15 protein-coding genes and 3 tRNA genes are annotated in these 12,363 nt (G+C 72.2%); 11 read left to right on the top strand and 7 right to left on the bottom strand.

Features of this window, described 5'->3' with window-relative positions:
* Positions 1 to 43 precede the first annotated feature (43 nt).
* The 7 genes from O7633_RS20070 (at position 44) to O7633_RS20040 (ending at position 4,192) form a co-directional block, all read left to right on the top strand.
* Positions 44 to 841: a polysaccharide deacetylase family protein gene (locus O7633_RS20070; RefSeq protein ID WP_282323510.1), complete on the top strand. Its 798-nt coding sequence runs from the start codon at positions 44 to 46 to the stop codon at positions 839 to 841.
* Between the two features lie 154 nt (positions 842 to 995).
* Positions 996 to 1,068: transfer RNA gene (locus O7633_RS20065), tRNA-Glu, on the top strand.
* A 40-nt stretch (positions 1,069 to 1,108) separates the two neighbouring features.
* A tRNA-Asp gene (locus tag O7633_RS20060) sits at positions 1,109 to 1,182 on the top strand.
* Positions 1,183 to 1,285: 103 nt separating this feature from the next.
* Positions 1,286 to 1,359 (top strand) — tRNA-Phe (locus O7633_RS20055).
* Between the two features lie 971 nt (positions 1,360 to 2,330).
* On the top strand, positions 2,331 to 2,975 hold the full coding sequence (locus O7633_RS20050; RefSeq protein ID WP_282323509.1) for a hypothetical protein: 645 nt from the start codon (positions 2,331 to 2,333) through the stop codon (positions 2,973 to 2,975).
* Positions 2,976 to 2,981: 6 nt separating this feature from the next.
* Positions 2,982 to 3,440 (top strand): hypothetical protein, encoded by a 459-nt coding sequence (locus tag O7633_RS20045; RefSeq protein ID WP_282323508.1) that lies wholly within the window; start codon positions 2,982 to 2,984, stop codon positions 3,438 to 3,440.
* Positions 3,441 to 3,673: 233 nt separating this feature from the next.
* A complete protein-coding gene (locus O7633_RS20040; RefSeq protein WP_282323507.1) occupies positions 3,674 to 4,192 on the top strand; it encodes an SRPBCC family protein in 519 nt (172 codons plus the stop codon).
* Between the two features lie 2 nt (positions 4,193 to 4,194).
* Here O7633_RS20040 and O7633_RS20035 read toward each other — a convergent pair whose 3' ends face one another.
* The gene (locus O7633_RS20035) at positions 4,195 to 4,902 is read right to left on the bottom strand and encodes a DUF2786 domain-containing protein (protein WP_282323506.1); all 708 of its coding nucleotides are present in this window, start codon (positions 4,900 to 4,902) and stop codon (positions 4,195 to 4,197) included.
* Positions 4,903 to 5,025: 123 nt separating this feature from the next.
* Between O7633_RS20035 and O7633_RS20030 the strand changes: the two genes are divergently transcribed.
* Entirely contained in the window at positions 5,026 to 5,460 is a 435-nt protein-coding gene (locus tag O7633_RS20030) for a hypothetical protein (protein WP_282323505.1), read from the top strand.
* Positions 5,461 to 5,502: 42 nt separating this feature from the next.
* On the opposite strand, the gene O7633_RS20025 is transcribed toward O7633_RS20030, so the two are convergent.
* Complete coding sequence (locus O7633_RS20025; RefSeq protein ID WP_043961233.1) at positions 5,503 to 5,892, bottom strand: hypothetical protein; 390 nt, start codon at positions 5,890 to 5,892, stop codon at positions 5,503 to 5,505.
* Between the two features lie 169 nt (positions 5,893 to 6,061).
* On the opposite strand from O7633_RS20025, the gene O7633_RS20020 reads away from it, so the two are divergent.
* Positions 6,062 to 7,405, top strand: a complete 1,344-nt coding sequence (locus O7633_RS20020; RefSeq protein ID WP_282323504.1) for an ABC transporter substrate-binding protein — start codon at positions 6,062 to 6,064, stop codon at positions 7,403 to 7,405.
* A 90-nt stretch (positions 7,406 to 7,495) separates the two neighbouring features.
* On the opposite strand, the gene O7633_RS20015 is transcribed toward O7633_RS20020, so the two are convergent.
* Together O7633_RS20015 and O7633_RS20010 are read right to left on the bottom strand one after the other, a co-directional pair.
* A complete protein-coding gene (locus O7633_RS20015; protein WP_074475579.1) occupies positions 7,496 to 8,239 on the bottom strand; it encodes an enoyl-CoA hydratase/isomerase family protein in 744 nt (247 codons plus the stop codon).
* Positions 8,236 to 9,093 (bottom strand): 3-hydroxyacyl-CoA dehydrogenase family protein, encoded by an 858-nt coding sequence (locus O7633_RS20010; RefSeq protein ID WP_282323503.1) that lies wholly within the window; start codon positions 9,091 to 9,093, stop codon positions 8,236 to 8,238. Before O7633_RS20010 ends, O7633_RS20015 begins: the two co-directional genes overlap by 4 nt.
* A gap of 161 nt (positions 9,094 to 9,254) precedes the next feature.
* On the opposite strand from O7633_RS20010, the gene O7633_RS20005 reads away from it, so the two are divergent.
* A complete protein-coding gene (locus tag O7633_RS20005; RefSeq protein ID WP_043961229.1) occupies positions 9,255 to 9,542 on the top strand; it encodes a hypothetical protein in 288 nt (95 codons plus the stop codon).
* 60 nt (positions 9,543 to 9,602) lie between these two features.
* Here the strand turns inward: O7633_RS20005 and O7633_RS20000 are convergent, their stop codons facing one another.
* Positions 9,603 to 10,382, bottom strand: a complete 780-nt coding sequence (locus O7633_RS20000; RefSeq protein ID WP_282323502.1) for a methyltransferase domain-containing protein — start codon at positions 10,380 to 10,382, stop codon at positions 9,603 to 9,605.
* Between the two features lie 53 nt (positions 10,383 to 10,435).
* Here O7633_RS20000 and O7633_RS19995 point away from each other — a divergent pair, with 53 nt between their 5' ends.
* Entirely contained in the window at positions 10,436 to 10,846 is a 411-nt protein-coding gene (locus O7633_RS19995; RefSeq protein WP_278130672.1) for a PPOX class F420-dependent oxidoreductase, read from the top strand.
* A gap of 72 nt (positions 10,847 to 10,918) precedes the next feature.
* Here the strand turns inward: O7633_RS19995 and O7633_RS19990 are convergent, their stop codons facing one another.
* Together O7633_RS19990 and O7633_RS19985 are read right to left on the bottom strand one after the other, a co-directional pair.
* Complete coding sequence (locus O7633_RS19990) at positions 10,919 to 11,128, bottom strand: BldC family transcriptional regulator (RefSeq protein ID WP_007073996.1); 210 nt, start codon at positions 11,126 to 11,128, stop codon at positions 10,919 to 10,921.
* Positions 11,129 to 11,414: 286 nt separating this feature from the next.
* Positions 11,415 to 12,254, bottom strand: a complete 840-nt coding sequence (locus O7633_RS19985; RefSeq protein ID WP_278130669.1) for a hypothetical protein — start codon at positions 12,252 to 12,254, stop codon at positions 11,415 to 11,417.
* Between the last annotated feature and the right edge of the window lie 109 nt (positions 12,255 to 12,363).

Below are 12,363 nucleotides of genomic sequence, written 5' to 3'. Positions count from 1 at the left end.
CTACGGTCGAGTGGCCCACGGCCCCCGACCCCTCGGAGCGACGATGAGCGCACGGAGAGTTCTCGTTTTCGGCCTCTGCCTTGCATTGTTCCTGGCCGGCTGCGGCGAGCGGACGACCGACCGGCGTCCGGGTGCCGCCGCCTCCCCGTCGACACCGACCGCGCCCCCGGCGGAGCCGACGCCCAAGCCGACCGTCACCCCCAGGCCCACCCGCACCAGCCCGCCCCCGCTGCGCCCGCGCCCCACCAAGCTCCCGGCCGGGTTGCGTCGGACCACGGGCGTCAAGGCCGTGGCGTTGACCTTCGACGACGGCCCCGACCCGGCCTGGACGCCGAAGATCCTCGACCAGCTCAAGGCAGCCGGGGCGAAGGCCACCTTCTGCGTGGTCGGCACGCAGGTGCGCAAGCACCCGCAGTTGGTCGCCCGGATCGCCCGCGAGGGACACCAGCTCTGCAACCACAGCTGGCGGCACGACATCGACCTCGGCCGGCGACCCGTCGCCGACATCCGCGCCGACCTGACCCGCACCAACCGCGCCATCCGGGCGGCGGCGCCCGACGCCAAGGTGACCCTCTACCGGCAGCCGGGCGGGCGGTGGACCCCCGAGGTGGTGACGGTGGCGAAGCAGCTCGGCATGCGATCGCTGCACTGGGCCGTCGATCCGCAGGACTGGGCGAAGCCCACCGCCCCGACGATCAGGAAACGGGTCACGGGCGCGACGAAGCCGGGCTCGATCGTGCTGATGCACGACGGGGGCGGGAACCGGGCCGCCACGGTCGCCGCCTGCGCCCACCTCATCGGCGACCTGAAGCGGCGCTACGGGCTCACCCGGATCGGCTAGACCGCCCGTGACCTGCTGGTTTCCGGCTTCATGTGCCGCCGGCCATACCGATTTGTTTCGTGGGCCGACCGTCACGTATGCTTTCGAAGCCTCCGGCGGGGCCGGATGGGAGCAAGTCCGCTAGAAGTTGCGAGTGTGCAATGATGGCGGGGCCGCCCTCATCGTCTAGCGGCCCAGGACGCCGCCCTTTCAAGGCGGTAGCACGGGTTCGAATCCCGTTGGGGGCACGACCGGCGCAAGCCGGAGCAACACCGGTAACACCAGCAAGGTCCTGTGGAGCAGTCGGAGTGCTCGCCGCCCTGTCAAGGCGGAGGTCGCGGGTTCAAGTCCCGTCAGGACCGCAAGCGCTGACGCCGCGCGTAAGATGCGCGGCGTTCTGCGTATCGGAGCAGGTGCCCTGCCGGCGGTGATCCCGTCACTTGGGTACGATGAGCCGAGCAGCACGGCCAGGTAGCTCAGTTGGTACGAGCGTCCGACTGAAAATCGGAAGGTCGGCGGTTCGACCCCGCCCCTGGCCACATAGCCTTTCGCCGGGCTACAGAGGTCCCCACCAGCGGTAACGCAGGTGGGGATCTTGCTTATGTGGCCTGGGTCGGAGCGATCAACGCTGTCCGTGGTTGACCGCTGGGCACCCATGATCACCGCCGCTAGTTGCACGTAGGTTGCACGCCAAGTTCACCCCCGCATGCGCAGGGAACACGCTATGCAGGGTGATGCCGGCCGCTTCGATCCGAGTTCAACCCCCGCATGCGCGGTGGACACACTTCCCGGCCTGGACCGCCAAAGATCAACAGAACCGATCTCATTCACTTGCCCGCCCATGACCCTCCCCGCCCGTGCCGCCCTGGTTGCTGGCGACAAGGTACTGCTGACTCGCGGTGACGTGGGACGGGTCCGGCGTGGGCGCAACGCGGGGCCGGGGTGACCGACGGCCCCCGGGGCGTGCGGTCCGGCGGGGCGTGGCTGGGTTGATCGACTTCATGTCGGCGACATGGCGGCATCAACGCGCCGGGATACCCCCACCTGCCCGACATCCCGTCACCCCTCCACCGGAATGCGTGGATTGTCCGGCCCGGCGGGGTGCGTGGAGTGGGATGGGGTCGAGCCGGGCCGGGCCGGGGTCGGGGTGGTGACCGGCGGTACCCCTGCGGCCGGAATCCTGGCCGGCTGCCCCTGACGCGCACCGCACCCCCGCTCCTGTACGCCGCACCGGTTCTGCCGTCCTGAAGGACGCGAAGCAACTCGGCTGGCGCTTCGAGCCCGCCACGGGCGGACGAGCGCACATCTTCGGCAAGCTCCTGTGCCCGGGCGGCCTCTGCCAGCCGGTCTGGGTGCTCAGCACGCCGCGAGGCGACGCACAGAGCAGGATCCTTCGACGCAGCATGGCGCGCTGTCCACACCGCGACCACCGAGAGTGAGAAACGCGTCCGGCTTGTATGTGTACTCAGCTGAGTGCGGTCCGGTACCGTAAGCCCATGCGAGGGGAGCGGTGGTAACGATGATTCGGACATCCCGCGACCGGACGTACCTGTTCACGCTGGCGATAGACGGGGTCGATCTCGCAGACGAGGACGTCGTGGAGGCACTTGTCTCCGGCGAGATCGAGGTATATCCGGCCGTCGTGGCCGAAAAGGCGACCCTGACATACCGCCTGTCCGCCGAGAGCAGCTACGACGCCGTTATCGACGCCGTGACACATGCGCATTCACTGCTCCCCCACGTGAAGGTGTGTCGCGTGGAGGTGGACCTCGTCTCCATCAGCGACATAGCCGGCCGCCTGGGTCGACCCCGCGAGTCGGTGCGTGCCTGGGTGGTGGGCTCGCGAGGGCCGAAGGACTTTCCCGCGCCGGTGACCGTCATCGGCGACGGCGTGCGGGTCTGGGACTGGCCCAGCGTGAACCAGTGGCTCAAGCGCGAGGGAATTGCGGGGCACGACGAGGAACACCTCCTCTCCCGTGAGGAGATCGACGAGTTGAACGTGATGCTGGTCCGCCGCTTCTCCGGCCTACGCGACAGCGCCTTCCGCCCGGACGGCTCGGTCTCGCGATCCGCGATGCTGACCATGAGCAGGACCAGGGTCGCGTCTCCCAGTGCCACCTACACGTCTTCCTCGTCATCCTTCACGAAGGCATAGGCAACCATGAGCGAAACTCGGTCCGACGAAGAGCTGCTCCAACAGGCCGACGATCTGATTCGTCAACTGGAGCTGGTCAGCGTCACCTTCGACCGGGCCGCTGGTGAGATCAGAAACCGGTCGGCGCTCGATGTTCCGAGCGGCCAGGATGTGCCTACGCACGTGACCCTGATGTTGGCGCATCGCTTCGACGCGGAGGGTCTCACCTTCAAGCACGACGCCAAGGTCACCATCGGTGGCAGCGACGAGGACGCGGACGATGCGGCCGCGATCGTGGAGGCTTCCATCGTCGTTCAGTTCAAGGCTGAATCGCCTCTCGTGCCCGACCACGAGCGCGCGCTGGCCTTGGGGCAGACGCACAGCCACCGGGTCATGTACCCCTACCTCCGGGAGTTGGTGCAGAGCATGCTTGCCCGGTTGGGAGTTTCAGGCGCAACCTTGGGCCTGATCAAAGCCGTGGGATAGCTTGCGGAGTCCAGGCCGGGCGGTTCTGGACGGGGATGGCAAACTCGGGTTATTTCGGGCGATGCCCTACTCAGGGGAGTCGCCGCAAGCAGCCAGATCGACCCCGGCGCGGGGCAGCAGCGCGTTGCTTGACGACCACTCGGCGCGACTGTCCGACATCCGGGCGCAGCGGGTCTGCAAGCCGGCACTTTGCAAGCTGCACTTCAGGACACCAGCCGGTATGGTCCGGGCCTATGGGACAGGAGATCGACGGTCCGACAGCCGTCCGGCAGGACGTCGCACAATACTCGCTCCGCAGCAGCCTCCTCGTTCCCGCCCCCGCCGAACGGGCCTTCGCGGTCTTCACCGGCGCCCTCACCGACTGGTGGGTGCCGGAATACACCTGGTCCGGGCCGGCCGAGCTGGTCGAGTTGGGCGTCGAGCCGCACGCCGGCGGGATGCTCTACGAGATCGGCCCGCACGGCTTCCGCGCCGACTGGGGCCGGGTGCTCACCTGGGATCCGCCCCGCCGCCTGGTGTTCGTCTGGCAGATCGGGCCCGACCGCGTCCCCGTCCCCGACCCGGCGCGGGCCAGCGAGGTGGAGGTGCTGTTCCTCCCCGAGGGCCCGGAGTGGACCCGGGTGGAGGTCGAGCACCGGCACTTCGACCGGCACGGCGCGGCCGCCGAGGGTTACCGGGAGGCGCTCACGGCCGGCTGGCACGAGCTGTTGACCCGCTATCTCTCCTGCGTCCTGCACCCCCACGACAGCTGACGTCAGCCGGTGAGGCCCCGTGCCGGCCGGGCTGCGGGGGTCACCCCCCGGCCGCCGAGGTCCGCACGTCGACCCGCCGCCGCGCCCGAGCCGAAGCCGGTGCCGGCGAGCCGCCTCGGCGCGGCCGTGCGCAGCCGGGGATAGACCTCGGCGACCCGACGCTGGACCCGGTCCGAGCGGTCGGCCAGCACGAGCGCGACGGAAGGGCCGCCCGAGTCGGCGACCGCGTCGGCCTCCGCCGCCGCCAGCCGCGCGCCGACCACCTGGGCGAACCCGGCGAGCCAGGACCGCCGGAACGCGGCCGGGTGCTCGCCCGCCGGGACCCCGGCGGCGGCCAGCCCGTGCGCGGCCTGCACCAGCAGCGAGGTGAAGAGCAGGTCGACCCGTTCCAGGTCGCTGGCGAAGCCGAACAGGTGCATCGCGAAGCCGTCGCCGTGCCGGCGGCGCACGCAGCGGCAGCGCAGCGGATCGGCGACGGCCGCGAGCAGGCCGGCCTTATCCCGGGCGTACGGGGCGACGACCTCGACCACCCGGTCGCCGACCGGGTCGGTGGTCGGGTCGCGGGCCGCCAGCAGGGCCCGGTCCACGCCGTAGCGGGCGATCAGCTCGGTCGCCTTGGCGGTGAAGGCGGCCGACTCCTCGGGCGTGCAGGCCGGGTCCTCGGCCTTCGCCAGCAGCTTGCGCACCTTGGCGAGCATGGCCTGCGACATGCCACCAGAGCTATCACACCGGCCCCGCCACGGCCGGGCCGACGCCGGGAAGATCGACCAGTATCATCGTCCCGGTCGGTCGGCCGTCCCACCCGGACGGTCAACAACCCGTTGGAGGCACCCATGTCGTCCCCGGTCGTCCGCCTGCTGTCCACCTCCACGGCCGCGGCCGTGTCGGCGCTCGCCGTCGCCGCGCCCGCCGTCGCCGCCCCCGCCCAGCCGCTGGTGGCCGGCAACCTCGCCGGCACGTACGCCACCTGCTACGGCGGCGCCGTGCGCTCGTACTTCCAGACCGGAAGCTGGGGCGGCGAGGCCGGGACCTACCGGACCACCAGCCGCTGCGCGGACGTCAACGTCCGCAACGACAGCAGCTTCGGCACCCAGGCGTGCGTGGTCTTCGTCGACAAGACAAACAACTGCAACTACCTGACCTACCTGCCCGCGAAGTCGGGGTGGATGACGATCGCCACCAACGTCCGCGACGGGGTGAACTTCCGGGTCCGGTTCCAGAACCTGCGCTACGAGTACGAGCCGCTGGTCGCCTACCACGCGTTCTGACCGACGACGCCCGACGCCCGGCCCGCTGTCGGGTGTCGGGCGTCAGCCGGCCCGGCTGCGCAGGGTCGCCACCGTCGAGCCGGCGAGGGTGAGCAGGCAGTCCGGCAGCAGGCCGTCGGCGACCGCCGCGCCGAAGAGGGCCTCCCCCGTGTCGGCGTCGGCGTTGGCGTACGCGCTGACGAAGCGCGCCACCCAGCGGGTGTCGTAGCCGGCCTCGTCGATGCCGGGGAAGTCCAGCGCCGCGCCGCCGGGGGCGGGCACGTCCCCGACCATGGTGGCCGCGAGGCACCAGGCCACCCCGTACGCTCCGGCGAGGCCGGCCCGGTCGACCACCTTGTCGAAGGTGCCCACCACCGCGTCGCCGTCGCCAGCGAGGGCGGAGTGGAGCACGGCGGTCGCGTCGTCCAGCGTCTGCTGCGGTACGTCCGTCACCCGCCGAACTGTACGTCCGGTGGTCAAGCGGTGACCACCCGAGAGCGCGCACCCTGTGACGGTCCGTGCGCCCCTGGGGCTAGCTGGGGTTCGACCCTCCTCCACGGTCCCGCCGATCAGCCAGGCACGCTAATGTGCGCAGCGGACCTTTCCCGGAGGAAGGACGACCATGCTCGTATCACCCGGCTCGCGCGTCGCCGCCCTGGCGGCGTGCGGGGCGCTGCTCCTCGCCGGCGCCGGCTGCGGCGCCGACAAGCCCGAGGAGGCGACCACCACCCCACAGGTCCGCCTCTACGGCAGCGACGGCAACATGACCAACGCGTATGCTGCGGAATTCAAGGAGCGCGCCGACCTGCTCGACGGCATGAAGGGCACGACCCCGCTCACGCCGTTGCCGGAGGCCTTCAAGAACCGGCTCCGCGCCGTCGACCCGAAGCTGACGGACTACCTCTACTCCGCCGAGTCGTACGACGCCGTCATGATCAGCGCGCTGGCCGCGCAGCTGGCCGGCAGCACCGATCCGGCCGCGATCGCCAAGCAGATCGTCGGCGTCACCAACAACGGCGAGCGGTGCGAGAAGGCGGCGGACTGCCTGCGGCTGGCGCGGGAGGGCCGGGACATCGAGTACCGGGGCGTCTCCCTCAACCGGGCCGGCTTCACCGACGCCGGCGAGCCGGCCACGGCCAGCTACGCCACGCTTACCTTCGGCGAGGAGAAGCTCGACGACGGCAAGACCGAGTTCGTCGGCGCAGGCGACGAGTCGGCGGCGAGCACCAAGAACCCGCCCCGGCCGCACCGGCAGCGCACCGGCAAGGCCCCCTCGGCGCCCCTGGTCCTCGGCGGTCTGCTGCCGCGCACCGGCGACCTGGCCATCGCGTACCCGCCGCTGGCCGCCGGGGCCGAGCTCGCCCTCAAGGAGATCAACGCCGCGGGCGGCGTGCTCGGCGAGGACGTGCGCTGGGTCGACGGGGACGACGGCACGAACCCGGCCGTGGCGAAGGCGACCGTGGAGAAGCACATCGCCGACGGCGTGCACGTCATCATCGGCGCGGGCGCGTCGGGCATCTCCCGGGCCGTCCTGCCGGACGTGGTGGCCGCCGGCCTGGTCCTCTTCTCGCCGTCCAACACCGATGCCGGGCTGACCTCGATCGAGGACAAGGGGCTCTACTTCCGCACCGCCCCGCCGGACAGCCTCCAGGGGCGGGCCCTGGCCGACGTGATCCTGCGCGACGGGCCGCACCGGATCGCCCTGGTCGCCCGGAAGGACTCCTACGGCGAGGGCCTCCAGGAGAACGTCCGCGCCGAGCTGGAGCGGGCCGGCATCGACGGCGACCGGGTGAAGCTGCTGACGTACGAGCCGCCGGCCGACGCGAAGGCCCCGCCGCCGGACTTCACCGCCGGGGCCCGCGAGATCAAGGAGTACGGCGCGGATGCCGTGCTGGTCATCGGCTTCGGCGAGTCCGCGCAGGTGATCCGGGCGCTGGCCGACTCCGGGATGCAGATCCGGCACTGACGGCCCCGGTCGAGCTGTTCGCGCGACGGCCGCCCCCGCAGGATCGCGGGGGCGGCCGTCGCGGTTGCGGCTCCGGTCGCACAGCGGCGGTCACCGGTCCCGGCGGCGCTCCAGGAACTCGGTCATCCGCCGCCGCTTCTCCTCGTCCTCGAACAGCACCGCCTGGCTGACCAGGTCGAGGTGCGGGTGGGCGGCCGGGGGCGCGTCCACGGCCAGCTTGGTCAGCCGCAGCGCCAGCGCGGACCCCTTCGCCATCTCGTCGAGCAGCCCGTGCGCGGTGGGCAGCAGCTCGGCCGGCTCGTCGACCACCCGGTTGACCAGGCCGATCCGCAGCGCCTCGGCGGCGTCCACCCGGCGGCCGGTGAAGAGGAGCTCCTTGGCGAGGGCCTCGCCGACGAGCGCCGGCAGCCGGTGGGTCGCGCCCGCGCCGGCCAGGATGCCCAGCCGCACCTCGGGCTGCCCGAACACCGCGCGGGCCGTGCACACCCGCAGGTCGCACGCGTACGCCAGCTCGGCCCCGCCGCCCAGCGCCGGCCCGTCGACGGCGGCGACGGTGGGCATCGGCAGCGCCCGGACCCGGGCGAACACCGCCGAGTTGATCGCGGCGAGCGCGTCGAGCCGGCCGCGCTCGCGGAGCTGGCCGATGTCCGCCCCGCCCGCGAAGATCCCCTCGGTGCCGCCGGTGAGCAGCAGCAGCCGGGGCCGGGCCTCCAGCTCGGCGCAGACGGCGTGCAGCTCGGCGACCAGGTCGGCGTCGATCGCGTTGCGCTTCTCCGGCCGGTCGAGCGTCACCACGAGCCGGTCGGGGCGCTCCTCGACGCGCAGGCCGCTCACCGTCTGCCGCCCTCGTCCCAGTGGTAGAAGCCCTGCCCGGACTTCCGGCCCAGCTTCCCCTCGGCGACCATCTGCTCCAGTAGCGGCGGCGGCGCGAACCGGTCCCCGTACGCGGCCTGGAGGGTGCGGGCGATGTCGAGCCGGACGTCCAGCCCCACCAGGTCGGTCAGCTCCAGCGGGCCGACCGGGTGCCGGTAGCCGAGCACCATGGCCTTGTCGATGTCGGCGGGGCTGGCCACCCCGTCGGCGACCATCCGGATCGCCTCCAGGCCCAGGGTCACGCCGAGCCGGGAGGTGGCGAAGCCGGGCATGTCGCGTACGACGACGGGGTCCTTGCCCAGCCGGCCGGCGAGCGCGACGGCCGCCGCGGTGGTCTCGTCGGCGGTGGCCGGGCCCACCACGACCTCCAGCAGCGCCATCGCCCAGACGGGGTTGAAGAAGTGCAGGCCGAGGAAGCGTTCGGGCCGGTCCAGCCCGGCGGCCAGCTCGGCGATGGCGATGCTCGACGTGTTGCTGCCGAGCAGCGCGGGGCGCAGGGCGGCGGCGTCGCGCAGCACCGCCCGCTTGAGGTCGAGCCGCTCGGGGACGGCCTCCACCACCACGTCCGGCTCGGCCGCGACCCCGCCGAGGGACGGGCGCAGCGTCAACCGGTCCCGGTTGGCCGCCACCGCGTCGGCGGTGAGCTTCCCGCGCTGCACCGCCCGCTCCCACAGCTCGCCCAGCCGCTCCCCGGCGGCGGTGGCCCGGCCAGGGTCGACCTCCACCAGCTCGACGCGGTATCCCGCGCCGGCCGCCACGTAGGCGATGCCGAGGCCCATCGTGCCGGCCCCGACGACGACGAACCGACCGCTCATGACGTCTCCCCGCTCCGCCCGGCGCGCGGGGTCTCCGCCGCGCCGGGGCGCTCGCTGCACTGGCTCATGGGTGCGACCCTATGCAGCACCGCCACCCGGCGGATGCGTGGGGGCGCGTCGATCCGGGTAAGGACGGCCGTCAACCGAGGGAAGGACCCGACATGAGCCAGGCACCGGAGAGTGTGGAGACCAACGAGACCGTGGAGACCCGGGGCGACGAGCGGGTCGACCTGCTCCGCGCGGACACCAACAACGACGGGAAGACCGACGTCTGGGTGGTCGACACCGACGGTGACGGCCGGGCCGACCTGTTCCAGTTCGACACGGACGGCGACGGCAAGGTGGACATCACGATGGTCGACCTCGACGAGGACGGCACCCCCGACGAGGTCGTCGACGGCGACGGCGGCCTCCCGCCGGAGCAGCTCCCTCCGACCGTCCAGGTCTGACGTGCAAGGAGGGGCCCCTTGTTAACGCATTCTGTTGTACAGGGGGCCCCTGCAAACAGCTCAGCCCGTGAGCGTCAGCGTCGCCAGGTAGTACGGGGCGTCCCGGTCGTCCACGTCGGCCAGCCGCCACGGGGTGTCGCGCACGAGGTCGGCCAATTCGGCGACGGAGCAGACCAGGTAGTCGAACCACTCGGTGCCCAGCTCGCGGTAACGCAGCCGCAGCCGGAGCTGGCCGCCGAGCCGGCCCCGCCGGCGGTTGCGCTCGTGGTAGCCGGTGTGCACGGGGTCGGTGGTGCCGTACGGGTCGGTGCCGTGGGCGATGACCTGCGCTCCGGGCCGGGCGAGCGCGGCCAGCGCGGCGAGGAACGCCGGCGCCCGGTCCCGCCCCTCGATCAGTCCGAGGTTGTTGCCGAGCAGCAGGAACGTGTCGTACCGCCGGCCGTCGGCGACGTGCTCGTCTACCGTGCCGTGCACCAGGTCGCGTACGCCGCGCCGCCGGCACACCTTCAGCGCGCCGAGCGAGGTGTCCAGCCCGGTCACGGGCACGCCGCGCTCCTGGAGCAGCAGCGCGATCCGGCCGGCGCCGACGCCGACGTCCAGCGTCTCGCCGCGCACCCGGTCCACGGCCCGGTGGTCGTACGGCTGCCAGTCCTCGGGCCCGGCCAGGTAGTGGGCGGCGGGGGCCCCGTTGATCAGGCCGTCGTCCCGCTCGATGACCTCGATGACCGGTCGGGGCAGTCGCCCTCCGGCCAGCGGCCGGGCACCGACTCCGCGTTGCACGGCGAGCGCGTCGCGCAGCAGCTCGCCGAAGACGTCGCCGATCCTGGGTTCCCCGGTCACAAGGTTCACGCTATCCCCGCTGTCCCCGGGTCGCGCGGCCGTATCCTGGCGGCGTGACCACCTTGGACCGGCTGGGCGCCGAGAAGTACGTGCTGTTGACCACGTTCCGCAAGGACGGGCGGGCGGTGCCCACTCCGGTGTGGGTGGTCCGCGACGGTGACGCGCTGGCCGCGTGGACCGTCGCCGACTCGGGCAAGGTGAAGCGGATCCGGCGCAGCGGCGAGGTGACGGTCGCCCCGTGCGACGTGCGGGGCCGCCCGCACGGTGCGGCGGTGCCCGGCCGGGCGGCCATCTGCGACCCGGCGCAGACCCGCCGGATCCGCGAGTTGCTGAAGCAGAAGTACCGGCTGGTGGGCCGCCTCAGCCTGCTGGGCAGCCGGCTGCGCCGGGGGGAGGGCGGGACGGTGGGCATCCGGGTGGTCCTCACCGAGGGGGCCGGGCCGGGAGACGAGGGGCCCCGGTGAGGGGGCCGGACATGGATCAGGGGCGGCAGAATCGCTCTGCCACCCCTGATCCGTACGTCTGAAGGAACTGGTTCAGTCGCCTTGGCGTTGCTGGGGGATCTGCCCCTGCAGCAGGGCGCGAACCTCCGACTCGCGGTAACGGCGGTGGCCGCCCAGGGTGCGGATGGCACTGAGCTTGCCAGCCTTGGCCCACCGGGTCACCGTCTTCGGGTCGACACGGAACATCGACGCCACCTCGGCCGGTGTGAGCAGCGGCTCCGGTTCGTGCGTTCGCGATGCCATATCGGTCACTCCTCCACAGGTATAGACATCGGCCGGGGTCCCGCCGGCCGACGCGTCTCCCATGGTCCGGCTAGTCCCCGATGTCCGACATGGGCCGAACGGCCGAAGGTCCCTAGACGGACGGATGAACCATGCCCGATTTATACGACTAATACACGCCAGAACCCACCTTATTTGGACTCATAATCACTGGTCGTGATGCTCCAACTACGAGAGCATCTCACCTTGGGAGCGCTTCCAAGGGGGGTTTGCGCCCCCTTGCGGCCTTCTTTACCCAGGTCAGCGGCTAGTTGCACCGTTCGAGCAACTGGACCGCACGCCACCGCGCGACGAGCCGGTCGTACGCCGCCGACGCCTCGTCGGCCTCACCCTTGGACAGCCCGGCGAGACCGCCCGCGACGAGCGCCGGGGAGTCGTCCTCGGCGAGGGTCTCGTCGGAGAGCAACTGGACCAGGCCGCCGTAGTCCAGCTCCACCACCGAGCGCGGGTGGAACTCCTCCAGCCACCGCGCGGCCTCCTCGACCGCCTCCGTGATCGGCGCCTCGCCGACGGTCTTGCGCAGCACCGACAGCGCCCGCGACGACCGGCGGCGGGCCTTGGAGATCTCCGTCCGGTAGCGCAGCGCCCGCCGCCCGGGCCGGGTCACCAGGTCCCGCTCCTCGAAGTCGAACAGGACGAACCAGCGCAGCGGCACGCCCCACGTCGCGATCTGCTCGTGCACCCTCGGCACGCCGTGCTCCAGCACCCGGGCCCCGCTGCGCCAGTCCTCCACGACCGCCTTGGCCTGCCCGGCCAGGATCGGCGGGACGAACGCGTCGGCCAGCACCGACGGCACGCCGTCGCGGGCGCTCAGCGCCGCCTCGGCCACCCGGATCCGCAGGTTCCACGGGCAGACCAGCAGGGCGTCGTCGACCTCCAGGACGTACGCCTCCTCGGGCAGGTCGGGCAGGCGGGTCCAGCCCGCGCCGAGCGCCTCGATGACCGCCGTCCGCTGCCGCAGGGGCCCCTCCGACGGGGCCACCGCCCGCCCCTGTTGCACGTAGCGCCGCCAGAAGGACTGGCGATCACGGTCGAAGGCGGTCAGCGGCTCGTACACCCGCAGGTACGAAGCGAAGAGCGACGGCACGGCGCGATCCTCCCACGAGACGGAACCCGGACGCCCGCAGCGCCCCCCGATCAGGCGCGCTGCCCGCCCGGACGCCCCTGGACGGGCACGCTGCGCACGACGGTACGGC

Source organism: Micromonospora sp. WMMD712, assembly GCF_029581295.1.
In the GTDB taxonomy this organism is placed as follows: Bacteria; Actinomycetota; Actinomycetes; order Mycobacteriales; family Micromonosporaceae; genus Micromonospora; species Micromonospora carbonacea.
Note: the sequence above shows the minus strand (reverse complement) of the source record. Positions and strands in the feature narration are given on the sequence as shown.